The 24,583-nt window shown below is 72.4% G+C and carries 22 protein-coding genes; 10 read left to right on the top strand and 12 right to left on the bottom strand.

The annotated features are described in order from the left end of the window. The first annotated feature begins 4 nt into the window (after positions 1-4). Positions 5-1,228: a DUF4032 domain-containing protein gene (locus tag AB0C20_RS08695; RefSeq protein WP_357183635.1), complete on the top strand. Its 1,224-nt coding sequence runs from the start codon at positions 5-7 to the stop codon at positions 1,226-1,228. Between the two features lie 157 nt (positions 1,229-1,385). Here the strand turns inward: AB0C20_RS08695 and nagA are convergent, their stop codons facing one another. From nagA to AB0C20_RS08680, 3 genes are read right to left on the bottom strand one after another with little or no spacing between them, the layout of a single operon-like run. Beyond that, on the bottom strand, positions 1,386-2,495 hold the full coding sequence (gene nagA / locus AB0C20_RS08690; RefSeq protein ID WP_357567657.1) for an N-acetylglucosamine-6-phosphate deacetylase: 1,110 nt from the start codon (positions 2,493-2,495) through the stop codon (positions 1,386-1,388). After that, positions 2,492-3,442, bottom strand: a complete 951-nt coding sequence (locus AB0C20_RS08685) for an ROK family protein (protein ID WP_357183641.1) — start codon at positions 3,440-3,442, stop codon at positions 2,492-2,494. Before AB0C20_RS08685 ends, nagA begins: the two co-directional genes overlap by 4 nt. Positions 3,443-3,497: 55 nt before the next feature. Further along, positions 3,498-4,427: an SIS domain-containing protein gene (locus AB0C20_RS08680; protein ID WP_357567656.1), complete on the bottom strand. Its 930-nt coding sequence runs from the start codon at positions 4,425-4,427 to the stop codon at positions 3,498-3,500. Positions 4,428-4,627: 200 nt separating this feature from the next. Here AB0C20_RS08680 and AB0C20_RS08675 point away from each other — a divergent pair, with 200 nt between their 5' ends. The 6 genes from AB0C20_RS08675 to AB0C20_RS08650 all read left to right on the top strand — a co-directional run bounded on the left by AB0C20_RS08675 (position 4,628) and on the right by AB0C20_RS08650 (position 9,711). Further along, positions 4,628-5,413: a DeoR/GlpR family DNA-binding transcription regulator gene (locus tag AB0C20_RS08675; RefSeq protein WP_357183648.1), complete on the top strand. Its 786-nt coding sequence runs from the start codon at positions 4,628-4,630 to the stop codon at positions 5,411-5,413. 121 nt (positions 5,414-5,534) lie between these two features. Beyond that, a complete protein-coding gene (locus AB0C20_RS08670) occupies positions 5,535-6,545 on the top strand; it encodes an ATP-binding cassette domain-containing protein (RefSeq protein WP_357183651.1) in 1,011 nt (336 codons plus the stop codon). Then, positions 6,542-7,558 carry an ABC transporter permease subunit gene (locus AB0C20_RS08665; protein ID WP_357183654.1) on the top strand — a complete coding sequence of 339 codons (1,017 nt, stop codon included), beginning with the start codon at positions 6,542-6,544 and terminating at the stop codon, positions 7,556-7,558. Before AB0C20_RS08670 ends, AB0C20_RS08665 begins: the two co-directional genes overlap by 4 nt. Before the next feature lie 110 nt (positions 7,559-7,668). Continuing rightward, a complete protein-coding gene (locus tag AB0C20_RS08660) occupies positions 7,669-8,091 on the top strand; it encodes a DUF3263 domain-containing protein (protein ID WP_357183657.1) in 423 nt (140 codons plus the stop codon). A 135-nt stretch (positions 8,092-8,226) separates the two neighbouring features. Further along, positions 8,227-9,051: a hypothetical protein gene (locus tag AB0C20_RS08655; protein WP_357183660.1), complete on the top strand. Its 825-nt coding sequence runs from the start codon at positions 8,227-8,229 to the stop codon at positions 9,049-9,051. A gap of 150 nt (positions 9,052-9,201) precedes the next feature. Continuing rightward, positions 9,202-9,711 carry a GNAT family N-acetyltransferase gene (locus tag AB0C20_RS08650; RefSeq protein WP_238667033.1) on the top strand — a complete coding sequence of 170 codons (510 nt, stop codon included), beginning with the start codon at positions 9,202-9,204 and terminating at the stop codon, positions 9,709-9,711. Positions 9,712-9,763: 52 nt separating this feature from the next. Here AB0C20_RS08650 and AB0C20_RS08645 read toward each other — a convergent pair whose 3' ends face one another. The 8 genes from AB0C20_RS08645 to AB0C20_RS08610 form a co-directional block, all read right to left on the bottom strand. Then, a complete protein-coding gene (locus AB0C20_RS08645; RefSeq protein ID WP_357567655.1) occupies positions 9,764-10,696 on the bottom strand; it encodes a superoxide dismutase in 933 nt (310 codons plus the stop codon). 93 nt (positions 10,697-10,789) lie between these two features. Next, positions 10,790-13,003 carry an AAA family ATPase gene (locus tag AB0C20_RS08640; RefSeq protein WP_357567654.1) on the bottom strand — a complete coding sequence of 738 codons (2,214 nt, stop codon included), beginning with the start codon at positions 13,001-13,003 and terminating at the stop codon, positions 10,790-10,792. A 36-nt stretch (positions 13,004-13,039) separates the two neighbouring features. Further along, positions 13,040-13,540 (bottom strand): hypothetical protein, encoded by a 501-nt coding sequence (locus AB0C20_RS08635; RefSeq protein ID WP_357183668.1) that lies wholly within the window; start codon positions 13,538-13,540, stop codon positions 13,040-13,042. 38 nt (positions 13,541-13,578) lie between these two features. Next, on the bottom strand, positions 13,579-14,337 hold the full coding sequence (locus AB0C20_RS08630) for an ATP/GTP-binding protein (protein ID WP_357183671.1): 759 nt from the start codon (positions 14,335-14,337) through the stop codon (positions 13,579-13,581). Further along, positions 14,315-14,803: a DUF742 domain-containing protein gene (locus AB0C20_RS08625; protein ID WP_357567653.1), complete on the bottom strand. Its 489-nt coding sequence runs from the start codon at positions 14,801-14,803 to the stop codon at positions 14,315-14,317. Before AB0C20_RS08625 ends, AB0C20_RS08630 begins: the two co-directional genes overlap by 23 nt. Beyond that, positions 14,800-15,273 carry a roadblock/LC7 domain-containing protein gene (locus AB0C20_RS08620; RefSeq protein ID WP_091402960.1) on the bottom strand — a complete coding sequence of 158 codons (474 nt, stop codon included), beginning with the start codon at positions 15,271-15,273 and terminating at the stop codon, positions 14,800-14,802. Before AB0C20_RS08620 ends, AB0C20_RS08625 begins: the two co-directional genes overlap by 4 nt. After that, positions 15,270-17,888: a nitrate- and nitrite sensing domain-containing protein gene (locus AB0C20_RS08615; protein ID WP_357183677.1), complete on the bottom strand. Its 2,619-nt coding sequence runs from the start codon at positions 17,886-17,888 to the stop codon at positions 15,270-15,272. Before AB0C20_RS08615 ends, AB0C20_RS08620 begins: the two co-directional genes overlap by 4 nt. Then, a complete protein-coding gene (locus tag AB0C20_RS08610) occupies positions 17,875-19,053 on the bottom strand; it encodes a hypothetical protein (RefSeq protein ID WP_357183680.1) in 1,179 nt (392 codons plus the stop codon). Before AB0C20_RS08610 ends, AB0C20_RS08615 begins: the two co-directional genes overlap by 14 nt. A gap of 372 nt (positions 19,054-19,425) precedes the next feature. On the opposite strand from AB0C20_RS08610, the gene AB0C20_RS08605 reads away from it, so the two are divergent. Together AB0C20_RS08605 and AB0C20_RS08600 are read left to right on the top strand one after the other, a co-directional pair. Continuing rightward, positions 19,426-22,290 (top strand): alpha/beta fold hydrolase, encoded by a 2,865-nt coding sequence (locus AB0C20_RS08605; protein ID WP_357183683.1) that lies wholly within the window; start codon positions 19,426-19,428, stop codon positions 22,288-22,290. Beyond that, positions 22,290-23,159, top strand: coding sequence for an ABC transporter permease subunit (locus AB0C20_RS08600; RefSeq protein ID WP_357567652.1), 870 nt, complete (start codon positions 22,290-22,292; stop codon positions 23,157-23,159). The genes AB0C20_RS08605 and AB0C20_RS08600 overlap by 1 nt, the downstream gene beginning before the upstream one ends. Here the strand turns inward: AB0C20_RS08600 and AB0C20_RS08595 are convergent. Beyond that, positions 23,149-23,772, bottom strand: a complete 624-nt coding sequence (locus AB0C20_RS08595) for a DUF4232 domain-containing protein (RefSeq protein ID WP_357183689.1) — start codon at positions 23,770-23,772, stop codon at positions 23,149-23,151. The genes AB0C20_RS08600 and AB0C20_RS08595 overlap by 11 nt on opposite strands. Before the next feature lie 268 nt (positions 23,773-24,040). Here AB0C20_RS08595 and AB0C20_RS08590 point away from each other — a divergent pair, with 268 nt between their 5' ends. Then, positions 24,041-24,496: a DoxX family protein gene (locus tag AB0C20_RS08590; RefSeq protein WP_357183692.1), complete on the top strand. Its 456-nt coding sequence runs from the start codon at positions 24,041-24,043 to the stop codon at positions 24,494-24,496. Positions 24,497-24,583 lie beyond the last annotated feature (87 nt).

Raw genomic sequence — 24,583 nt, 5'->3', positions numbered from 1 at the left:
AGTCATGCTTGTGCCCGTGCGGATCACGTCTGCCCTCGTGGACCCGGCGCTGCTCGACCTGCCCTGGTCGACACCGCTGGAGGAGTGGCCTGCCCAACACCTGGTGGCGCTGCCACAGGGCATCTCCCGGCACATCGTCCGGTTTGTCCGGTTGGGCGACTACGTGTACGCGTTCAAGGAGACCCGCGAGCGGATCGCCGAGCGGGAGTACGACCTGCTCCGGGCCCTGGAGCGGATCGATTTCCCCTCGGTCGAGGCGGTGGCCGTCGTCGCCGACCGGCAGACCGAGGACGGGGAGCCGCTCGAATCGGTGCTGATCACCCGGCATCTACAGTTCTCGCTGCCGTACCGGGCGCTCTTCTCGCACACCCTTCGACCGGAGACGATGAGCCGGCTGCTCGACGCGCTCGCCGCCCTGATCGTGCGGATGCACCTGACCGGCTTCTTCTGGGGCGACTGCTCCCTGTCGAACACGCTGTTCCGCCGGGACGCTGGCGCGTTCGCCGCCTACCTGGTGGACGCGGAGACGGGTGCCCTGCACAACGCGCTCTCCAACGGTCAGCGTGGCGAGGACCTGGAGATCGCCCGGGTGAACATCTTCGGTGAGGCGCTGGACCTACAGGCCGCGGGGCTCCTGCACGATTCCATCGACCCGGAGGTGGTCTGCGAGGAGGTCGTGCAGCGCTACGAGCGGCTCTGGCACGAGATCACCTACGAGCAGGCGATCGAGCGGGAGGCCCGGCACGACATCGAGGGCCGGATCCGCCGCCTCAACGAGCTGGGCTTCGACGTCGCCGAGGTGGCCATGTCGTCAAGCGACGACGGGCGGTTCCTGGTTCGGCCGAAGGTCGTCGACGCCGGCTACCACACCCGGCGGCTGCTGCGGCTGACCGGGCTGGACGCCGAGGAGAACCAGGCCCGCAAGCTGCTCAACGACCTGGACGCCTACCGGGCGGAGAGCGACCTGATGGACGAGCAGCAGGCCGCCCACCGCTGGCTCACCGAGGTCTTCGAGCCGGTGGTCCGGGCCGTCCCCGCGCACCTGCGCCGCAAGCTGGAGCCGCAGGAGCTGTTCGCCCAGATCATCGAGCACAAGTGGCTGCTCTCCGAGCAGGCCGGCCGGGACGTCGGCATGCGCCACGCGGTCCAGTCGTACCTGTCCGACGTGCTGGTGCACCGCCCCGACGAGCAGGCCATCCTCGGCGTCGAGGTCCCCGCCGTCGGTTGAGCTGGGCCCCCGCCTGCTCCGCGTGGCGTTGGGAGTATGTGCTGGGGGCCTTTGGAGCTGATGTCGCAAACGATTCAGCTCCAAAGGCTCTGCGGAGTACACATCGGACCCGGCCGAGACGACCCGGCAGGTGCGAGCGGTGACGGGGAAGCCGTCGTCACTCCACCCAGGAGCCCGCGCGCAGCACCCGCACCACGTTGAGGTCGTCGTCGAGCACCACCAGGTCGGCGCGGAGGCCCACCTGGAGGGACCCGACCCGGTCACCCAGGCCGATGGCCCGCGCTGGGGTGGTGGCCACCATCCGCGCGGCATCGGCGATCGGGATTCCGGCGTTCACGGCGTGCCGCAGTGCGGCGTCCATTGTCAGCGTGCTGCCGGCGATAGCGCCGTCGCGGGCGAGTCGGGCCACCCCGTCGGCGACTGTGACGGCCTGGCCGCCCAACTCGTACTCGCCGTCGGGCATGCCGGCGGCGGCCATCGCATCGGTGATCAGCGCGGCGCGGTCCGGGCCTGCGGTCGCGGTGGCGAAGGTCAGCATGCCGTCGTGCAGGTGAATCCCGTCGGCCACCAGCTCGCAGATCACTGTGGGCGCGTCGAGCAGGGCCACCACCGGCCCCGGCTCGCGGTGGTGCACCGGCCGCATGCCGTTGAACAGGTGGGTGCCGACACTGGCGCCGGCGGCGACCGCGGCGCGGGTCTGCTCGTACGTGGCGTCGGTGTGGCCCACCGCCGCCACCACCCGCTGCGCGGTGAGCAGCTTGATCGCCTCCAGCGCCCCGTCGCGCTCCGGAGCGAGGGTGACCATCCGGATCGCGCCCCGACCCAGCTCGATCAGCTCGGTCAGCTCGTCGGTCGACGGGTCACGCAGATACTCCGGGTTCTGCGCGCCGCAGCGGGCGGCCGAGAGGTACGGCCCTTCGAAGTGGACTCCCGCCAACACGCCCTCCTCGACCAACGGGGCGAACGCCTCGGTGGCCGTACGCATCAGCGGAAAGGGCGCACTGACCAGGCTGGCCAGCAGCGTGGTGGTGCCGTGGGCGAGGTGGAAGTCGGCAGCCTTGCGGGCCTCGTCGGCGTCGCCTGTGGTGAAGGTGTGCCCGCCACCGCCGTGCGTGTGCATGTCGACGAAGCCGGGCACGATCCAGTGCCCGTCGCGCACCGACGGATACTCGGCCACCGCTGTGATCCGGTCACCGTCCCACTCGACGCAGCCCTGTCGGACGACTCCGGTCGGGGTCACCACTCGGCCGTTCACCCGTACGGTCATCGCTTCTCCTGATGGTCACGGACACCCACGGCGTCCAGGGCGAGCAGGGCGGCACCGAGGCAACCGGCCTCGTCGCCGAGGGCTGCCGCGACGAGCTGCGGCTCCCGGTGGAAGGTCATCCGTTCGTGCAGCGCCGCCCGCAGCGGGGTCAGCAGCCGGTCCCCGGCCTGGGCCAGGCCGCCGCCGAGCACTATCGTCGCGACGTCGAACAGCGCCTGCCCGCTGGCGAGGCCGTCGGCGAGCGCCTCGACCGCTTCCTGCCAGACCTGGCCGGCGAGCTGTTCGCCGGCCGCGGCCCGCTCGGCCACCTCGGCAGCCGTCACCGGGGCGTCCGCCGTGTAGCCGGCGAGTTCGGCGTAGCGGCGGCCGATCGCGGCGGCCGACGCGACCGCCTCCAGGCAGCCGGGGCGGCCGCAGCCGCAGCGCGGACCGTCGGGCCGGACCAGGATGTGGCCGATCTCCCCGGCGGCGCCGTGGGCCCCCACGGCGGCCGTGCCGTCCACGACGTGCGCAGCGGCGATGCCGGTGCCGATCGCCACGAACAGCACGTGCCCGGTGCCGCGTCCGGCGCCGAGCCGGGCCTCGGCGAGACCACCGACACGCACGTCGTGGCCGAGCGCCGCCGGCAGGCCGAGCCGCCGCACCGTCAGGTCCCGCAGGGGTACGTCCCGGAAGCCCACGTTCGCCGACCACACCGCGACGCCGCGCGCCTCGTCCACCACCCCGGGCACGGCGATGCCGACAGCGATCGGGGTGAGCCCGTCGGCGCGGGCCTTGTCGGCCAGCCCGCCGGCCACCTCCAGGATGGTGCCGACCACGGCAGCCGGGCCGCGCGCGGCGTCGGTGGGGTGCCGTTCGGTGCGCACCACGACCCCGTCCGGTTGGACCAGGGCGCACTTCATGCCGGTGCCGCCGACGTCCAGCGCGACGACCACGCGGTCGCTCACGGCGCCAGCTCGGTTCGCGACTGCGGGGCTCGCAACCCCGGCTCACTCCTCGCGCTCACGCCAACACCACGGACCGGGTGAGGTGGCGGGGCGCGTCCGGGTCGAGACCCCGGCTGGTTGCCAGCGCGACAGCGAAGCGTTGCGCCAGGATCAGGTCGGCCATCGGATCGACCGGGGTACGGCCGGCGGACCAGCTGCCCAGCACCGTGCGCCAACCGTGCGTGCGGCTGTGCACGAAGGCCGCACCGGTGGCCGCCACATCCTCGGGCAGCCCGTCGGGCAGCTCACCGAACGCCCAGACCAGCCGGCCCGGCGCGGCAACCGAGATGGGCCCGTGCCGGTAGTCCATCGCCGGGTACGCCTCGGCCCAGAAGGTAGCCGTCTCGCGGCACTTCAGCGCCGCCTCCTGGGCCAGCCCGATCGTCCACCCCCGACCGAGGAAGGTGACCTGCTCGATGGTGGCCGGGTCGATCGGCAGCGGGGATCGCACCGCCACCTCGGCGTCGGCGGCGAGCGCTGTCACCGGGTCGCCGAGCTGGGCCCGGAGCAGGGCCAGCGCGGTGGTCGCGAAGCGGGTCTGCACCACCGACCGCTCGTCGGCGAAGGGCAGGGCCACCGTGGCGGTGGCCAGCTCGACCGCCGGAGACGTGGGGTCACCGACGATGACCGTGGTGGGTGTCCGCCCGCGCAGCGCGGCGAGCAGCTCCAGCACCTCGGTGGTCGTGCCGGAACGGGTGATCGCGATCAGCCGGTCGTAGCGGCGGCCGGCGGGGAACTCCGACGCCTGGAACGCGTCGGTCTCACCTTGGCCGGCCTGCTCGCGGCGTGCCGCGTACGCCATCGCCATGAACCACGACGTGCCGCAACCGACGACGGCGACCCGCTCCCCGGGGCGCGGCAGGTCACCGCGTACGACCTCGGCCAGCCCGGCCGCCTCCCGCCAGCAGTCGGGTTGGCTCGCGATCTCCGCGTCCACGTACGCCATGGGAAACTCCTCGCAGGGCCGACCGGTGCGCAATACGGCTCGTTAGACCCGCATTTCGCGCGTTATTCTGCGCGAACGCGGGTGACCATGGCAACCGGCCGCCCGATCGCGCAGGTCAGTCTTTTGCGCCAGCCTAGTTTCGCGCACTAGTGTGCACGCAATCAATCACCGTCCGTGCAGTTGCTGGGAGGGCCCCCGCAGTGGACCGGTACGCCAGATGGAACGCCCTGCTCGAAATGCTGACCGACAACGGCCGGGTCAGCGTCGAGGCGGCAGCCGAGCGGCTGGATGTCTCCCAGGCCACCATCCGGCGTGACTTCGACCAGCTCGCGCAGCAGCAAATGATCACGAGGACCCGAGGTGGCGCGGTCGCCAACGGCGTGTCGTACGACCTGCCTCTGCGCTACAAGACGGCCAAGCACTCGGCCGAGAAGCAGCGGATCGGGGCGGCCGCCGCCGCGCTCGTCACGCCGGGCACAGTGGTCGGCCTGAACGGCGGCACCACCAGCACCGAGGTGGCGAGGGCGCTCGCCGTGCGACCGGATCTGAACACCAGCGCCGAGGGCGCCCAGCTCACAGTGGTGACAAACGCGCTGAACATCGCCAACGAGCTGCTGGTCCGATCCCGGATGAAGGTAGTGGTGGCCGGCGGCGTGGTGCGCCCGAAGTCGTTCGAGCTGGTCGGCCCGCTGGGCGGGGCGCTGCTGCGCGAGGTCACCCTGGACGTCGCGCTGCTCGGCGTGGACGCGATCGACCCGCAGCTCGGTGCCGCCGCCCACCACGAGGGGGAGGCGGCGATGAACAACCTGATGGTTGCCCGCGCCAAGCGCGTGGTGATCATCGCGGACTCGTCCAAGCTCGGCGGCCACGCCTTCGCCCGGATCTGCCCGGTCGAGCGGGTGGAGACGCTGGTGACCGACTCCGGTGCCGCGGCGGAGGTGGTGGACGCGTTCCGCGCTGCCGGAGTACAGGTCATCTGCGCCTGAGAGGTCACGCTCCGTCGATGAACTAGCCCGATCGGCGCGTCGATGCATACCGCGTATTGCGCGCTTCTGCATACCGCGTATGGTGTCGGCTGTCACGCCCACCCATCGGGGGAGGTGCAGCTTGCCAGCTGTCCTGGAGATCGAAGGTCTACGTAAGACGTACAAGAGTCGTCGACGCGGCACCCGCAACGCGCTCGACGGCTTCGACATGCGGGTCGACGCGGGGCAGGTGCACGGCTTCCTGGGTCCCAACGGGTCCGGCAAGACCACCACGCTGCGTACGCTGCTCGGCCTGATCCGGCCCGACGGTGGCCGGATGGCGCTGCTCGGGCACGAGGTCCCCGACGCGCTGCCCACTGTCGCCGGCCAGGTCGGCGCGATCGTGGAGAGCCCGCAGTTCTTCCCGCACTTCACGGCCCGGGACACGCTGTCCCTGCTCGCGGGGGCGGGCGAGGTGCCGGCCGTCCGGGTCGACGAGGTGCTGGAACTCGTCGGGCTACGCGACCGGTCCGGCGAGCGGGTCAAGACGTACTCGTTGGGCATGAAGCAGCGGCTCGCCGTGGCCTCGGCCCTGCTGAAGAACCCGAAGCTGCTCATCCTCGACGAGCCGGCCAACGGCCTCGACCCGGGCGGCATCCGGGAGATGCGCACGCTGATGCGGACCCTCGCCGAGTCCGGAATGACAGTGGTGCTGTCCAGCCACATCCTCGGTGAGATCCAGCTGATCTGCGACTCGGTCACCATCATCTCGCTGGGCCGGCGGGTCGCGTTCGGCCCGGTCGACGAGGTACTCGCGCAGCACTCGTCCGGTGCGGTCCGGATCCGGCTGGAGGCGGTCAGCGACCTGCCGCTGGCCACCGAGGCGCTCACCCAGGCCGGGATCCGGGTCACCGGTCACCCGGACCACCTGATGCTGGCCGGCGTCGACAAGCCGGCGTCGGTGACCCGGCTGCTCGCCGAGAAGAACCTCTACGTCAGTGAGTTGGCGCCGATCGCCGTCGACCTGGAGAGCGTCTTCCTCGAACTGACCGCCACCGCGCCGGTACCCGGTCAGCACCGGCAGGTCGACGAGTCCATGAAGGTCGGCGGGACGGGTCAGCCCGGTCCCGCCGGGGGAGGGTGGGGCGCGTGAGCCTCTTTCGTACCGAGCTGCGCCGGCTCAGCAAGCGGCGTTTCACCCGCTACATGACACTGCTCGGCCTGCTGGTGCTGGCCGCTGTGGTGGTCGGGGTGTTCTTCACCAACCAGAAGATCGACGCCGGCCAGCTCGCCCAGGCCGAGCGTCAGGCCGACCAGCAGTACCAGGAGCAGGTGCGCTGGAGCGAGCAGGAGCGCGCCGCGTGTGCGCAGGCCAAGACGTCCGGCACGGCGACCGACGGCCGCTACCCGGACGACTGCTCGGTGATCACTCCGCCGCCTCGGGAGGAGATCAAGGCTGAGTGGTTCCTGCCCTCGACGTTCGACTTCAAGGAGACGTTCGACGAGACCCTGATCCCGTTCGCGGCGATCCTCGCCCTGGTCGGGTTCGTCATCGGCGCGTCCTTCGTCGGTGCCGAGTGGAGCACCGGCGGCATGATGAACCTGCTGCTCTGGCGGCCGAAGCGGCTCACCGTACTGCTCACCAAGCTGGCCGCGCTGATCACCGGCATCTTGGCGGTGACGCTTCCTGCCGCCGTGCTGTGGTTTGCCGGGTTCTGGGCGGTCGCCAACTTCCGGGGCAGCACCGAGAAGATGACCTCGGGGGTCTGGCAGTCGTTCATGCTGACCGGCGTACGCGGTGTCGTGCTGGTGTTGGTGCTCACCACCATCGGCTTCGCCCTAGCCTCGCTCGGTCGGCACACCGCGATGGCCCTCGGTGGCGTGGTGGCGGTGATGGTGGTCGGCCAGTTCGGCCTCGGCATCCTGCTGTCCATGGCGAGCGTGCGGTTCGCCGAGGCATGGCTGCTGCCCACGTACGCGCTGGCCTGGATGACGAAGACGGTCACCTTGCAGGACTGGAACTCCTGCAACGCGACCTACTACGGGGAGTGCAAGCCGGCCACGATGGACATCACCTGGCAGCAGTCCTCCATCCTGCTCTCGGTCGGGGTAGTGGTGATCCTCGGAGCAGCGCTCTGGGCGATGCGTCGCCGCGACATCTCCTGACCTGACCGCAGTGACGCGGCGCGGTCGGCCCGGCCGTCGGGGTTCCCGGCGGTACGGACCGGCCGCGCCGCTTGCTGCGTCCCTGGTCGCCGCTGACTAGGCTGAACGACATGTCCGCCGACACCACCCCGGCCGCCCCCGAGCCGTCCATCGACGCTCGTCCGGGTGAGGCAGTGGGTGCCGCCGGGCCGACCGTCCCGAATCCCCGACCGGCGCCGCTCATCGAGACCGCCGACGAGTTGGCACCACCCGCCGACGAGTCGGAGCAGCACACGGATCCGGCTGATCCGGCTGATCCGGCGGCGGGGCTGACCGAGCGGGAGCGGGCCATCCTCGCCTTCGAGCAGCAGTGGTGGCGGCACGCCGGCGCCAAGGAGCAGGCCGTCCGGGACACCTTCGGGATCTCGTCGACCCGGTACTACCAACTGCTCAACGGCCTGCTGGACAATCCGGCAGCCCTCGCCGCCGACCCCGTGCTGATCAGCCGACTCCGCCGGTTGCGCTCGTCGCGCGCCCGTAACCGCCGTCGCTGACCTCTTCCGGCCGGTGCAGGAATGTCGCCAGGCCCAAGGGGTACGCGGGGAGCGCTCCGGGGCGCCGGCAGGTGGCCGGAGGCGACGGAGGGAGCGACAAATGACCGCCACCAACCGCAGGTGGGAGCACCGGTGATGCGGGTACGATCCGCGTCCGCCCCGGCCCCGGGTCGGCCGGTCAACGAGGACCTGGTCTTCCGGTTCGGCCCGCTGGTCGGAGTCCTCGACGGCGCGACGGTGCCGGACGGCTTCGACACCGGCTGCGTGCACGGGCCCGACTGGTACGTCCGGCACCTGGCGGCCCGGATCGGCGTCGCCGAGGCGGTACGCCCGGCCGCCCGGCTGACCAGCAACCTGGCCGCGGCCATCCTCGCGGTACGCGCCGACCACGGCGGGCAGTGCGACCTCGACCATCCGGGCACCCCGTCCAGCACTGTCTGCCTCCTGCGGGACTGCGGCGACCAGGTGGACTACCTGGTGCTCTGCGACAGCCCGCTCGTCCTCGATGCCGGTGGCCAGGTCAGCGTGGTCACCGACAACCGGCTGGACGCGGCGATGGCGGAGCTGCGGGAGACAGTGGCCGTCGTGCCGGGCGGCGCAGCGGACCCGGTCACCCGGTTCCGGCACGCCGTGAGCGTCCAGCGGGAGCGGATGAACCGCACCCACGGCTACTGGGTGGCGGCCTCCGACCCGGACGCGGCCTTCCACGCGGTCACCGGGACCGCGCCCCGGCGCGGTCCGGGGGCGCTACGTAGGGCGGCACTTCTCAGTGACGGCGCGTCCAGTGCGGTGGAGCAGTTCGCGCTGACCGACTGGGCCGGTCTGCTCGACCTGCTGAGCGCCGACGGTCCGGGCGCGTTGATCGACCGGGTGCGGGACGCCGAGCGCGACCACCCCGACCGACTGCGCCGACACAAGCCCACCGACGACGCCTCGGTGGTGTTCTGCGAGTTCGGGTAGGCGTTTTTGATCCCCTGACACCCGGTCGGGTGACAACAGAGCGTGATGTGGAACACCCTAGCCGCCCGACCGGCCGGTACCGCTGTCCGGACCGCCAGTGGATGGCCAATGGGGTGGACTTCGGCCGATGAGGGCGGCAGACTGCGGCACGTGGCGGGTGCGGTCCGGCTGGAGCCGGTGGACGAACGGAACCTGGAGCCGTTGCTCTCCGTAGCGGCTGCGGAGGCGGAGCCGGGCGATGTGATGCCCCCGGTCGAGGCGCCCGCCGGCTGGTCGCTCGCCCGTCGCGAGGCGTTCCGCGAATTCCATCGGGCAAGCTTCGGCGGGCTGGACGGCCCGACCGGTTCGCAGATGTACGCCATCCTCGTCGGCGGCGAGGTGATGGGCATGGTCCGGATGACGCGCTGTGACGAGCCGCGCACTGTGGAGACCGGGATGTGGCTCGGTCGGTCGGCGCGCGGGCAGGGAATCGGCGCGGCCGCCCTACGGGAGCTGCTGAACGCCGCCGCTCGGGCGGGCATGCGGGCCGTGGTGGCCGAGACGACCCCGGACAACATCGGCGCGGTCGCCGTCTTGCAGAAGTGCGGCGCGAAACTGCGCGAGGACGACGGCAAGGTACGCGCCGAGATCTGCCTCGATTCGACGCCGCCCGCCTTCTGAGCTGCCCGTCGGGGCCGGCGGCGACCACAGGGGTCGCCGCCGACCGCCCGGGTCAGGCCGGCAGCCGAACGATGTCGTAGTCGGTGCTCGGCGTGGGCTCCACGTCGAACCGGCCGTTCACCACGTACAACGCCGAGCCGAGCAGGTCGCCGGTGGCCGGCGAGCGCAGCTGTGGGCCGGTGATCTCCCGCTGCACCACTCCGGCGGTGTAGCCGGCGTTCATCCGAACCACAGCGACGACGTTGGTCAGGTTCCGGATCACGTAGAGGGTGCGTCCGCGCAGCACCAGCCCGTCGGCCCGGTCCACCGAGTAGCCGCCCAGGTCGAACAGGCGACTGCCGCCGGTACGCGGGTCGACACGCACGAGCTGACCGGTCAGCATCTGCGCGACCAGCAGATCACCGTCCGGCAGCGCCACGATCCCGTTGTTGAACGCGTCCGGCGTCGCGCCCAGGCCGGTGAGTGGCAGCACCCGGAACGCGTCGGGCGCGGGCAGTCGACCACCCGGGCCCAGCGGCACCACGTACAGCTCCGGCCGGGTGGAGTCGGTGAAGTAGATCGCCCGCTTGGTGATCACCAGGTCGTTGACCAGGCTGTTCGGGTCGGTGGTGAACCGGTAGTGGGCCAGCCGGGCGCCAGTGCCCGGGTCGTACACGCTGGCCCCGCCGCCGGTGAAGTCGGCGGTCCAGAGCCGGCCCTGCCTGTCGAGTTTGATGCCCGCCTTGGCGGTTCCCGGTGTGCCGGGGATCAGCACCGAGCCGCGTCCGGTGCGTAAGTCACCCCGCCACACGGCACCGTCCAGGACGGAGCCCACGTACACGGTGGTGCCCCGACCGATCGTCAGTCCTTCCGGGGTGAACCCGTTCGGCAGCGCGATCCGGGCCGGGAACGGCTTCGCCGGATGGGCCGCCGCCGGTGCGCCGACCGAGACCAGGGTCGCCGCCGCCACGAGGGGAACGAGGAGGAGAGAGAGCCGCTTGCGCAAGGAACACCACCTGACGTCGCAGTGGATTACTCCACTGAGGAATGTGACGTACTAGGAACGTCCCGGGTACGACGAAAGGTTGTGCTGGTCTGATCACTCCCGGTTGGCGGCGTACGCGGCCAGGCCGGCGACCTGCGCCGGGTCCAGCGACGGTCGTACCCGGGCCCGCGCTGTCGACACGTGCTCGGCGGTGACGGTGGCGGCGGCGAGCGACTCCCGCATCGCGGCGAGCGCCGCCTCGCGGATCAGCGCCGCGCAGTCCGCGGCGGAGAAGCCGGTCAGCTCGTCGCCGAGGGCCGGCAGGTCGACGTCCGGTGCCAGCGGCACCTGCCGGGACGCGGCCCGCAGGATCTCCGCGCGGGCGGGCCCGTCCGGCGGCGGCACGTACACCAGCCGCTCCAACCGGCCCGGCCGCAGCAACGCCGGGTCGACCAGGTCCGGCCGGTTCGTCGCACCGACCACCACCACGTTGCGCAGCGTCTCCACCCCGTCCAACTCGGTGAGCAGGGCGGCGACCACCCGGTCCGTGGTGCCCCCGTCGGTGGCCTGGCCGCGTACCGGCGCCAGCGCGTCCACCTCGTCCAGGAAGATCAGCGTGGGGGCCGCCTCCCGGGCCCGACGGAACAGCTCGCGAACCGCGCGTTCGCTCTCACCGACCCACTTGGAGAGCAGTTCCGCCCCCTTCACCGACAGCACGTTGGCCCGCCCCGACCCGGCCAGCGCGGTGACCAGGTAGGTCTTGCCGCAGCCCGGCGGCCCATAGAGCAGCACGCCGCGCGGCGGCTGCACGCCGAGCCGGGCAAAGGTGTCCGGGTAGGTCAGCGGCCACAGCACCGACTCGGTCAGCGTCTGTTTGACCTCGTCCAGGCCACCCACGTCGTCGAGGGTCACCGAGGCCAGATCCAGCGTGGACGCCGCCATCGTGGTGGGCCGGACCACCTCCCGGGCGGCGGTGAAGTCGGCCATCGACACCGTCGGCGTCTCGGCGGACTTCTGCCGCAGCGCCGCGCGTACCCCGGCCTCCCGGACCAGTGCGGCCAGATCCGCGGCGACGAACCCGGGGGTACGCCCGGCCACCTCGTCGAGCCGGACGTCGTCGGCCAGCGGCACCTGCCGGGTCAGCACTGTGAGCTGGTCGCGGCGCAGCGCCTGATCCGGGAGCGGGACGCTGATCCGCAGTGACAGCAGGTCGGGCGCGCGAAGCGCGGAGTCGACCGCCTCCGGTCGGCCGGTCGTGCAGACCACTGCGACGCCGGCCCGAATGCTCTCCGCGAGCACCTGACGGAACACGGTCGCCACCGGCCCGGGGTCGTCAGCGGGTGCGAGCGCCTCGACGTCGGTGACCAGCAGTACCGCCGGGCCTTCGGCCCGTGCCGCCGATGCCGCGACGCGCAACCGCTCGGCGGCGGCCTGACTGGTCAACGCGGCCACCTCCGGCGCCCAGAGCGGGTGAACGCGCGCACCGACCCGGGCGGCCACGGCCCGGACCAGCGCCGACTTCCCGGAGCCCGCCGGGCCGACGAGCAACACCCCCAACGAGATGGTGGTGCCGAGTCGACCCAGCACCTCCCGGTGGTGGAAGCCGAGGTCCAGCAGCTCGGTCAGCTCCTCAGCCTGGGCCCGCAGCCCGGGTAGCTCGTCCACGTCTGGCGCGTCCTCCGCCGCAACGGCGTCGGTGCTCGCACCCGGCCGGGTCGACACGGCGCCGACCGGGGCGGGCCCGCCGTGGGTCGCCGCACCGTGCTCCCAGGCGACCGATGTGTCCATGGTGACCAGCGCGCCGGTCGCCGGCTCGACAGTGACAACCTTGAGCAGCGTGCTGGTCCAGGCGAAACCGACGGTGTTGGCGAGGCTGCGTCGGGCCGCCTCGACCAGGCTGCGGACCGAGGCGTCGGGCAGCACGTCCTGCGGCAGCAGCGACACGTCGTCCCCGGCGGTGAGCACCTTGCCCAGCAGGGCCAGCCGGAGCATCTCCGGGCTGACCGCCGCGACGACCCCCACCGGCCCGCTCAGGACGACCCGGCTCGCCGAGACCAACGGCACCGGGCTCACCCGCACCTGACCGCCGTCGCGCAGACCCAGGTTGCCCAATGTCAGGTCGTCGGCGTACAGCAGGGCGCTGCTCGCGCCCGGGCCGGCCGCCGCCGCGATCCCAGCCGTCTCCCGGCGGCCGACAAGGCGGACCGGGTCGCCGGGGCGTAGCCCCAGCGCTGTCAGCGCCTCCGGGTGCAGGCGCACGATGCCCCGTCGGGCGTCCAGCGCCGCCGGCCGCAGGCTCGCCGTCAAGGTCAGGTCGGGTTGCGCCACTGCCCGACCGTAGCCGCCGGCAGCCAGCCCCGCCGGTCAGCGCCGCGGATCCAGCTCGTCCAACAGCGTCGGGTCGCTCCGGATCAGCTCGGCCAACCGGGCCGCCGGGTCCGGCGTCAACCCGTCCGGGCCGGGGGCCCAGGCGGGCACCGTCCGGCCGGAGAGCGGCCAGGCCGGCGGGGGTTCCACAGGCGTCGGCGGGGGAACCGGTCCGACGGTGACGGCAGGCCCGTCCCAGGAGACCCGCATCGGGTACGTCCGCCCGGCGTGCTCCACCTGCACCGTCACCGCCAGCCCGGGGTAGGCCCCGACGACCTGGCGGACCGCCTCGGCCACCTCCTCGACCGGGCCCCATCCGGCCACCTCGTTCGGCGTCTCCACCCCCGCGTGCCGGCCCGGCCGGGCGTTGCGGGTGTCGCCGCCGAGGCCGGGCGGGCTCGACGGTGCTGTGGTGTCGTCACGGTCGGCGGCCCGACGGCGCGACGCCTCCACACGTCGGGCCAGCCGGGCCAGCGTCTCGTCCAGGTCGCCCCTCACCAGATCACCTCTTCCCGCCACGGCCGGAGCTGGTCGGCTCAGGCCCTCCTGTCCCGGGTAGCGCGGTCCAGCGCGCGGTCCAGGACGACCAGTAGTGCGTCCCGCACCGAAAGCCGGTCGCGGGCATCGAACTGCACAAGGGGTACATGATCACCGATGGCCAGCGCCCACCGGATCTCGCCGAGTTCCAGGGCCAGCCGCCCGTCGAAGGCGTTGACCCCGACGACGAACGGCAGCCCGGCCCGCTCGAAGAAGTCGATGGCCGGGAAACAGTCGTCCAGCCGGGCGCTGTCCACCACCACCAGCGCGCCGAGCGCTCCCCGGGCCAGGTCGTCCCACATGAAGCCGAACCGGGTCTGCCCCGGCGTGCCGAACAGGTAGAGCTTCAGGCTGCGGTCGATGGTCACGCAGCCGAAATCCATTGCCACAGTGGTGGTGGTCTTGGTGGACCGGGCACCCGGGTCGTCCACGCCGATCCCGGCGGTGGTCATCTCGGCCTCGGTGGTCAGGGGCGCGATCTCGGAGATCGCACCCACCGTGGTGGTCTTGCCGACCCCGAACCCACCGGCCACCAGGATCTTGACCGGGATCGGCGGTGCGGCCGGCTTACCGGCCGGAGGCGGTGCCGACCCCGCGCCGGCCGGGGGCCGGTACGGAGGCGGTGCGGTCGGCGGTGGGCCGGCCCGCCCGACTATCGGCCCCGTGCCCGGGGACATGCCGTAACGGGCGGCGGCGCTGTTCGCGGCGACCCCGCCGAGCGGGGCGACCGGCCATTCAGGAGATCGCACGGAGTCCATCAATCACTCGCAGGATGAGATCGGGGTCGACAGCGTCGTCGGTGTCAGTCACGTGCACGTCCAGGTGCCCGGCGGCGCGTAGGTCGCCGACCAGGACCCGCGTCACGCCGAAGTGCAGTCGGGCGCGGGCCGAGATCTCGGCCACCGAGATCGGCTCGGCGCAGAGCGCGATGATCGTCTGAAGTTCCGGTGCCAGCAGCGCGCCGGGTGGGCCGGCCCACCAGCCGCTGTCCATGCGGGCGGTCACCTGGGTCTCCAGCCCGATCGCCGGGTCGGCACCCGCGACCCGCCCGGAGGTGAGCACGAACGGACGGGGACCAGGCGGTTGGTCCCCGTCCGGCTCCGGCTCGGGCAGCGCCGGTGTCGCCGCCGGGCCCACCCCTGTCGGGGGTGACGTGCGCAGGTACGGCCGGATCCGAACCCTCGGGTCCGGGTCCGGATCCTCGCCGGCGACGTCGGGGGTCACTGCTGAACGGCGTTCTTCAACTCGACGATCAGTCGCGGGGTCAGGGCGCCACCGGCCCGCCCGGCGAAGAGCGTCATCTCGTACGCGACGGTGCCCAGGTTCGCCGAACGGTCGGCAACCACCCCGAGCACGGAACCGCTGCTGATCGCGCTGATCAGCAGGTAGCCGTCGGCCATGTCGACGATCACCCGGTTCAGTCCGCCGAGGGCGTACCAACTGGCGGCCCCACCGGCGAGGCTGGTCATTCCGGACACGACGGCGGCCAACCGCTCCGCGTTGGACCGATCCTTGATCGCCGACATGGCCATCAGCAGACCGTCCGAGGAGACCGCGATCGCCTCCAGTACCCCGGCGGTGCTGGAGGTGAAGGAGTCCAGCAGCCAGTTGAACGTACGGGCCTCCGGGCTGAGGTCCCCATTGGCGCTGGGCTGACTCTGGTCGACATTGTCGTGCAGGAAGGGGCTGGTCACCGTGATGATCCTTCTTCGTTCCGGTGGTCGGGGCTGACTTCGCGGAGAGCGCGGGCGACGCCCGCCTCGAACTCGCTGATGAGGTCGCGGACCTCGTTCGGGTCACCGAGGTTGGTGCTGGGCGGTTGGCAGACCGGGATGGCGGTGAGGTTCGCTCCCGGCACCCGTCGACTCAACCGGGGCCGCTCCGGTGCGGCATCTGTCGAGCCACCACCACGCGGCACCGTGGGGCCGGCGCCTCCCGGGGTGGTGGGCAGGTCGACGGTCGTGCCCAAGTCCACCACGGCCGCTCCGGCGCCGGCCGACGGGTCGCTGGCCGTCCGCGCCGACGCGCCGTCGAGGCCCGGCGCCACGTGCAGCTCGGCGCGGCGTACACCGGCTTGGAAGGCCTCGACCAGCGCGCGGGCGGCGGCGGGGTCCGCGCCGGTGGCGTCCACCGGCCGGGTCGTCGGGGCGGTGGCGTGCAGCGTCGCCCCGGGCACCCGCTGCCGCACCCGTGGCCCGCCCGGCTTGCCCACCGGTTCCGGGTTCTGGGGTTCGGGAACGGCCTGCTCCGGCTGGCCCCGACCGAACGCGTTCCAGGACGGGCCGGCGTCCAGGCTGAGCGTGGCCCGGCTCAGCAGGTCCGAGTCGAAGCGGGCCGGCGCGGCGACGGCCACCGCGCTGGGCCGCGCTTCGTGCTCGGGGTTGGGCGTCGCCGCCGTACGCCGGTCCCGATCCGGCACCGCCGCGCGGGCCACTGTTGCCCCGGCGCGATCGGCGCGGCGCAGCACCAGCGACGTCGACGGGATCTCCAGCTGTGCGGTCACCCCTCCGCCACCGGTGGCCGCCAGAGCGATCTGCCAGCCGTGGCGACGTGCCAACCGGCCCACAACGAAGAGACCGAGCACCTCGGTCGGGGCCAGGTCGAGCCGTTCCCGGCGGGTCAGCCGGGCGTTCTCCTCAGCCAGCCGTTGCTCGCTCATGCCGATGCCGTGGTCCACCACTGTGAGCCGTGCGCCGAGGCCGGACATCTCGGCGGCCACCAGCACCCGGGTGTGCGGCGGAGAGAAGACCGTGGCGTTCTCCATCAGCTCGGCCAGCGCCAGGACGAGGTCGCCGACCACCGCCGGCGCGGCCGAGACGCCCGCCGGCACCTGCACCTCCACCCGGGTGTAGTCCTCGATCTCACCGAGCGCCAACCGGACCACGTCGGCCAGCGGCACCGGCGCGGTGTGCGCGTCGGCCCCGGCCGAGCCGGAGAGCACCACGAGGCTGCCGGCGTTGCGCCGCAACCGGCTGGAGATGTGGTCGAGTCGGTACAGGTGCTCCAGGCGGCCCGGATCGGCCTCCTGCTGCTCCAGCCGGTCGATCAGCGCGATCTGCCGACCCACCAGGTTCTGGGTACGCCGTCCGACGTGGCCGAACATCTGCGCCACGTTGCGTCGGCCGGCGACCTGCCGTTCGACCAGTTGCGCCGCGGTGTTCTGCACCCTGTCGAAGGCCCGCGCCAGGTCGCCGATCTCGTCGTTGGCGCGGATGTCCACCGGCTCCAGCCGGACCGCTTGGTGTCTCTCCGCCTCGTCGTCGGTGACCCGGACCAGCTCCGCCTCGGCGACCCGGGCGACCCGGTCGGCCGAGCGGGTGAGTCGGGTCAGCGGTCGGGCCACCGTCCGCGCCACCGCCACGCTGAGCAGCACCACAAGCGTCAGGATCAACGCCGCCGCGGCACCGACCAGGTACGCGGCGGTCAGCGCGCGCCGCTGCTCGGCAGTCACCTCGGCGAGCACGTCGGCGATCAGCTTCTTCTCGACGAACTGGCCGAGGCGGATCATCGTGCGGACAGCCGGGAAGAGCGCCTCGATCGGCACGTCCTCGACCGCGGCGGCCGGATCCCGGGCGCTCCTGACCAGGAAGTCGGGTTGGGTACGCGCGGCCACCGCGGCGTCGTTGAGCTGGGCCACCTTGAGCTGCTCGGGCGTGATCAGGCTGCGGAAGCGCGAGTTGTCGACCATGAGCGCGGCGATGCACGCCACGTACCCGGCGGTGGTGTCCGGGGTGCCGATCGCCTTGACCAACAGGCTCAGGGTGGCGCAGGTGCCCAGGCCCTCGTCGGCGCGGAGCAGCCCGTCGAGGGCGAGCACCTGACGGCCCGGCAACGTGTCGGTGTCCACCCCGACCACCAGCCGCAGCGACTCGATGATCCCCTTGTTGACCGGGCCGAACGCGTCCATCACCTGACCCGGTTTGGCGGCCCCGGCCAGGACTGCCGTGCGCAGCTCGACGAGGCTGGACACGCCGTCGAGGGCGCTGTCGACCTCGTCGGTCAGCGCGTCGCTTCGCGCCGCCCGCAGGTCGGCCACCCGATCGTCCACGTCGGCGGACTTACGGACCAGCTCACCGCGTTCGACCCGGCCGAGCAGGAAGCCGACGGAGAGGATGCGTTCCTGCTGGAGGTCCTGGACCAGGCTGCCGACCCGGCTGGCGAGCCGGACCCGTTCGGCGGTGTCGCCGGCCCGCTGTGCCGCGGTGATCCGGTCGAGCATCACCGGCACGGCCAGGCCGACCATGCTGAGCAGCGGGATCACCACGAGCAGCGCGAGCTTGCCGCGGATCCGGAGCCTACCGAGCAGCATCGAACGCCCCCCACTGTGCGGTCTCCGGGTCACGGGCCACGCCGACCGGTTGCAGCGCACGAGACTCGTCGGTCGGCGGTTGCCACGGGTCGCGCTGCGGCGGGGTGTCGGGACTCTCCGCGTGGGTCGCGGCCAGGGCGGCCCGCCGTTGTGCCCGGCGACCGGCGGCGACCAGCAACGCGGCGAGCCAGGCCAGCAGCAGGACGGCGACGACACCCGCCCCGGCGGTCAGCCAGCGGTCCCGGTCGAGCCGGTCGATGCGCTCGGCCAGCAGGGAGTCCAGTTCGGTGAGGATGACCGGCTGAAGTTGGCGGGCGGAGCGGTGCGAGCTGACCGCTGCGGCACTCAACTGGCCCGGGTCGACCACGCCGGTCTCCTTGGCCGGCAGGGAGTACCCGGCGAGCGCCTCCACCGAACGCTGGTAGGTGTCCAGCGGGGTCAGCACGTTGGCACCGAGGTCGGTGCTCTCCGAACCGTCCACGGCCGAGCGCAGGTTGTCGACGAGGTCCGCGGCGGGGGTCAGGGCGGACACCCGCAGGCCGGTCAGCTCCAGCAGGCCGCGCGGTCGCTCGGCGGCCGGCCGGCGGGAGACGAGCGTGGCCAGGTCGGCCAGCCGACCGGCGCCGACCACCGCCTCGGGCAACTCCTGGCCGGCGCTGTCCTGGAGGAAGAACGAGTCGGCCTCGGGGTCACGGACCAGCCCGGAGCTCTCCCGGACCTTCCGGTGCAGGGCCAGCAGCAGGTCGGAGACCTCGCCGTACGCGGTGTAGGCGGCCTCGGGGTCGGTGGCGTTGCGGCCGCGCAGCGCCTCCAGCTTGGCCCGCACGCCGGCCCAGCGTTCCTGGCTGAGGAGTTCCCCGCCGATGCGGGCGTCCACAGCGGCGGCCTTCTCGACCGCCCCGTTCAATGCCTCCCGGGCGACGGGCCGGCCGTTTACCGCGTTGGACTGGGCCTCCACGAGGGCGTCGGTGACCGCCGCCAGCGCGGTGAGGTACTGCACGCCGAGCCGTTCCCGGGCGGCGAGGTCCCGGTCGTCGGTGACCTGCCGCCAGTTCGACGTGACGAGTAGGCCCAACGGCGCCAACAGTGCTCCGATGAGCAGCAGGGGCAGCAGCCGGCCCAGCGTGGACGGCCGTCGACGGGCCCGCGGCGCGGGGACTGTCATGTGTGTCTCCTCCGGCGTGGGGCGCTGATCGGCGCGGCGTCGGGCTGGCCGACAAGTCCCGTGCACCGGACCGGAAAACTAATCGAACCCCCGCCTGGTCAGACCTCACTCGTCGAGTCAGGTTCGCGTCACTTCGAGCCATGTCACCATTTGTCCGCGTTACCGCCACGCTCTGTGTCCGCTGTGGGTGTGACATGGAGGGATCGAGGTGGATATCCGCGGAAGATCGGAATTCACGGGATCCGAACTCAACTCACTGTGCCGCGTCGGACGTTGCGCGCTCGCACCCCATCGCGCACCGATCGGGGCAACCGGACGGACGTACGGCGGATCTCAGCCAACGCTCAGGCTGTGGGCCGTACCGTGTGCCGCATGACATCGCCGTCGCCGGCCGCGTGGTTCCGGCGTGCCCTGCCCACCCGCCGCCGGGCGATCGCCGCCACGGTGGTCGTCGTGCTGCTGGCCGCCGCCGTGACCTGGGCGGTGTGGCCACAGGGACCGGGCGTACGCACCGAGAGCGCGATGCTCACCGTCCGCTCCGGACCGACCGGTGACCAACCGGTGAACCTGGACACCACCCTCTACCTGCCGGATGACGCCTCGTCCGGTCGGAAGGTGCCGGCGGTGCTGCTGGCGCACGGGTTCGGCGGCACGAAGGAGTCGGTGCGCTCCGACGCGGAGGAGTTCGCTGGGCGCGGCTACGCGGTGCTGACCTGGACCGCGCGGGGTTTCGGCCGCAGCGGCGGTGAGATCCACCTGGACAACCCGGACTACGAGGTGCGCGACGCCGAGCGGCTGCTGGACTGGCTGGCCGCGCGGCCGGAGGTGCGCACCGACGCCGCCGGCGACCCGAAGGTCGGTGTTGTCGGCGGCTCGTACGGCGGTGGGTTGGCGTTGCTGTTGGCCGCCCAGGACCGTCGGGTCGACGCGATCGTGCCCATGATCACTTGGAACGACCTGTCCCGCGCGTTCCTGCCGGAGAGCACCGGCGCAGCGCCGACCGAGGGTGTGTTCAAGAAGGGCTGGGCCGGCCTCTTCTTCGGCGGGGGCGGCAACGTGGGCTCCGGCCCGGCCGGGCTCTCCGGCGCTACCGCCGCCCAGCCGCAGGGCGCTCCGGCGTCGGCCGGCCCGCCCAGCCCCGGGCCGGGCGCCGGCCCCGGCACCGGTCCCGGTGGCGCCCCGGCCGGTGCCGCCGACCCGTCCTGCGGTCGGTTCGCCGCCGACGTCTGCGCCGCGTACCTCCGGATCGCCACCACCGGCCGCGCCGACCAGGCCGCCGTGGACCTGCTGCGCCGCTCCAGCCCGGCCGGTGTGCTGGACCGGATCAAGGCCCCCACCCTGCTGGTGCAGGGCGAGGCGGACACCCTCTTCCCGCTCGGTGAGGCGGACGCCAACGCGCGCGGCATCGCCGCCACCGGCACCCCGGTACGGGTCGCCTGGTTCACCGGCGGGCACGACGGTGGCAGCGGACCCCGCTCGGACGAGGACCGGGTGAAGTTCCTGACCGTCCAGTGGCTCGACCACTACGTCAAGGGCGAGGGCGACGCGCCCGGCGACGACTTCACCTGGTCGCGGATCGCCGGGTTCGACGCGCTCGACAGGGGTCTCGTCGCCACCGGTTTCCGCCGCGCCGACTACCCGGGCCTCACCGGCAACGCCCGCCGGGAGGTGACTGTCACCGGCCCGGCGCAGCCGATCGCGAACCCGCCGAACGGCAACCCGGCGGCCATCTCCTCGATCCCGTTCGCCGGCGGGCTCGCCTCGCTGCTGGACGGCGTGGCCGGCGACGTGCCCGGCCAGCACGCCCAGTTCGAGTCCACCCCGCTGACCGAGGCGGTGGACGTGGCCGGTGCGCCCACCGTCACAGTGCGGGCCGCGTCGCCGACCGGCGAGGCGGTGCTCTTCGTCAAGCTCTACGACGTCGACCCGGACGGCGCGGCCACCCTGCCGAACGGCCTGGTCGCCCCGATCCGACTCACCGGCCTTCCGCAGCAGGTGCAGGACGCCCGCCCGGTCACCGTGACGCTGCCCGGGATCGTCCGCCGGGTGGAGGCCGGGCACCGGCTGCGGCTGGTGGTGGCCAGCTCCGACCAGGCGTACACCACGCCCGCCGCGCCGACGGTCTACACGGTGGCCGCTGACGGCGCGGTCAGCCTGCCCACTGTCAGCGGTGAGCCGATCCCCACCGCCGCGACGATCTGGCGCTGGGTGCTCGCCGGCCTGCTCGCCGCCATCGTGGTCGGGCTCGTCGTGGTCGTCGCCCTGGTCCGCCGCCGGCACCGCCGCCAGGACCGGTCGGTGCACCCGGAGTACGCGGACACCCCGCTGGCAGTGCGCGCGCTACGCAAGGAGTACGCGGACGGCTTCGTCGCCGTGTCGAACGTGGACTTCGAGGTGCACCCCGGTCAGGTGGTGGGTCTGCTCGGGCCGAACGGCGCCGGCAAGACCACCACCCTGCGGGTGCTGATGGGGCTGACCCAGCCGACCGCCGGGGAGATCTACGTCTTCGGTCGTCGACTGGTGCCCGGCTCGCCGGTGCTGTCCCGGATCGGGGCGCTGGTGGAGGGGCCGGGCTTCCTGCCGCACCTGTCTGGTCTGGACAATCTGAAGGCGTACTGGCGGGCCACCGGGCGGCCGTGGGAGGACGCACAGTTCGACGCGGCGCTGGAGATCGCCGGGCTGGGTGACTCGGTGCACCGGAGGATCAAGAACTACAGCCACGGGATGCGCCAGCGGCTCGCCATCGCGCAGGCCATGCTCGGTCTCCCCGAACTGCTGGTGTTGGACGAGCCGACCGACGGGCTGGACCCGCCACAGATCGCCGAGATGCGTCGGGTGCTCCAGCGGTACGCCACTGACGGCCGGGCGGTGCTGGTCTCCAGTCACCTGCTGGCCGAGGTGGAGCAGACGTGCACGCACGCGGTGGTGGTGAACAAGGGCCGGATCGTGGCGTCCGGGCCGGTGGAGGAGATCGTGGGCGAGTCGCCGAGCGTGCTCTTCGACGTCACCGACCCGGTGGCGGCGCGAGCGGTGCTGGACCGGCTGCACGGGGTCCGCGTGTTGCCGGAGAGCGACGGCCAACTGGTGGTCGACACCAACGGCACGGCCCGCAGCGAGGTGGTGGCGGAGCTGGTGCGCGCCGGCATCGGGGTGGACCGGGTGGTGCCTCGGCGACGCCTGGAGGACGCGTTCCTCGCCCTGGTGGGCGAGAACTCTCGGGGAAGCGGTGACCGGTGATGGCTGCTGTTACTGACGCGGGTGAGGCCCGCGGTTATCGGCCGTCGGCCACCATGCCGTTCGCGGCGGAGTTCCGTCGGCAGGCGTCCCGGCGGCGGACCCAGTTGGCGCTCGGGTTCATGGTGTTGCTGCCGCTGATCATCCTGATCGCGTTCCAGTTCGACTCGGGCGGCGACGACGACAACGGTCGCAACGAGTTCGCCAGCCTGGTCGAGCTGGCCACGTCGGGCGGGCTCAACTTCACCCTGTTCTCGATCTTCGTGTCGGCGTCGTTCCTGCTGGTGGTGGTCGTAGCGCTGTTTTGCGGCGACACGGTGGCCAGCGAGGCGAGCTGGGGCAGCCTGCGGTATCTGCTGGCGATCCCGGTGCCCCGGGCGCGGTTGTTGACTGTGAAGCTGGTGGTCGCGCTCGCGTACTCGGGATTGGCCCTGCTTCTGTTGGCCGGCACCGCGCTGCTGGCCGGCACCCTGCGCTACGGCTGGTCGCCGCTGCGCAGCACCGTCGCCGCCGAGCTGGAACCCACCGAGGGGCTGCTCCGGTTGCTGGCCGTGCTGGGCTACCTGGCTGTCGTACTGCTGGTGGTGGCCGGCCTGGCATTCCTGCTGTCGGTGATCACGGACGCCGCGCTGGGCGCGGTGGGTGGTGCGGTTCTGCTCTGGATCCTGTCCAGCATCCTGGACCAGATCACCGCCCTGGGCGCGCTGCGCGACTTCCTGCCCACCCACTTCAGCACCGCCTGGCTGGGTCTGCTGTCGACTCCGGTGCAGACCGACGATGTGGTGCGCGGCTGCATCTCGGCGATCAGTTACGCGACGCTGTTCTGGGGGTTGGCGTTCTGGCGCTTCACCCGCAAGGACATCACGTCGTAGGTGGGCTGCTCGGGTCGGCCTTCTTCCAGGCGCTGACGCCGATCCGGCCGGTGTTGCCGAGGTCGATCGGACCGTCCGCGTCGACCTCTTCGGCCGGCTGCCCGGCGGCGGGCGCCACAGTCAGGAACTCGCCGTTGGTGGCCACCACAGTCGAGTCGGTGACCAGGTTGCGCCAGAGCACCACGGCGGTGGCTCGCTCCCCGGCGGCGAGGGTGACCTGCCGGGGTGGCTGGTCGAAGCCCGAGGTGATCTCCTTGGCGCCGTTGACCACCCGCAGCATGACCGGCTCGCGCGCTTCGTCGAACACGTGCAGCACCGGGTACCCGTCGAGCTGGTAGGGGCGCTCGCCGCAGTTGACCAGCTCCAGGCCGAGGGCGCGCAGGCCCATCGCGGCGTCCCCGCCGGTCGACCGGATCCGAACACCGGTGGCCGGGCACTCGGCCGGCGGCTCGGTGCTGGCGGTCGGGCCCGCTTCCGCCCTCGGCGTGGGGGGCGGCCCGCTCGGGTCCCCACCCTGGCCCCGATGGTCGCCGGGAGTGCAGCCGCCGAGCGCGAGAGCTATCGCGACCGTCGCGCCTATGCGCCGCCGTGCTGCGGTGTCGCGGGAGATCATCTGTTGATCCTCGCCCACCTGCGCAGCACACCGCTGCCCGGCCCCGGCCTCGCCGGCTCTCCCTGCGCCGCCACGTGAACCGGTGGGGAACCCCTCCTGGTGCGCCTTTCGAGCTGAATCGCTTGTGACATCACCGGGGGAGGGTGCGGACGTCCTCGTTCACACCGTTTTCACGAGGGATTATCCCACCAGCAAGGAAATTATGACTTTCGATGTTCTGATGCCTCAGGATCGACGAGACCCATCCACTATCTTCGATGGAGGTGCCATGAACGTCTCTCGGCTCGGCGGGCCGACCCTGTCCCTGTTCCGCATCGTGATCGGCCTGCTGTTCACGTTGCACGGCCTGTCCTCGGTATTCGGGTTGTTCGGCGGCAACCCGATGACTGGCAAGGCGGTACCGCTCGGCGCCTGGCCGGGCTGGTGGGCTGCCGTGATCCAGCTGGTCTGCGGCGTACTGGTGCTGGTCGGGCTCTTCGCCCGACCCGCCGCGCTGCTCGCCTCCGGCTCGATGGCGTACGCCTACTTCGTTGTGCACCAGCCGGATGCCCTACTGCCGCTGCACAACGGAGGCGAGCGGGCAGCGCTCTTCTGCTGGGCGTTCCTGCTGGTCGCGGCTCTCGGCCCGGGTGCCTGGGCGCTCGACACGCTGCTCGCTCGGCGTCGCACTGACACCCCCACGGCATCGGCTTCGGCGGCCGAACCCGACGCGGTGTCCGTCTGACCGCATCCGAACCACGCGTCGCCGAAGCCTCGACGAGGCGGCTTCGGCGGCGCGCCCGGGGGGGGGGGCGGTTCGGTGGAGCACACG

Origin of the sequence: Micromonospora sp. NPDC048843 (assembly GCF_040649965.1) — a bacterium.
GTDB lineage: Bacteria > Actinomycetota > Actinomycetes > Mycobacteriales > Micromonosporaceae > Micromonospora > Micromonospora hortensis.
The sequence above is the reverse complement of the archived record's forward strand: the minus strand, read 5'-3'. Positions and strand labels throughout refer to the sequence as shown.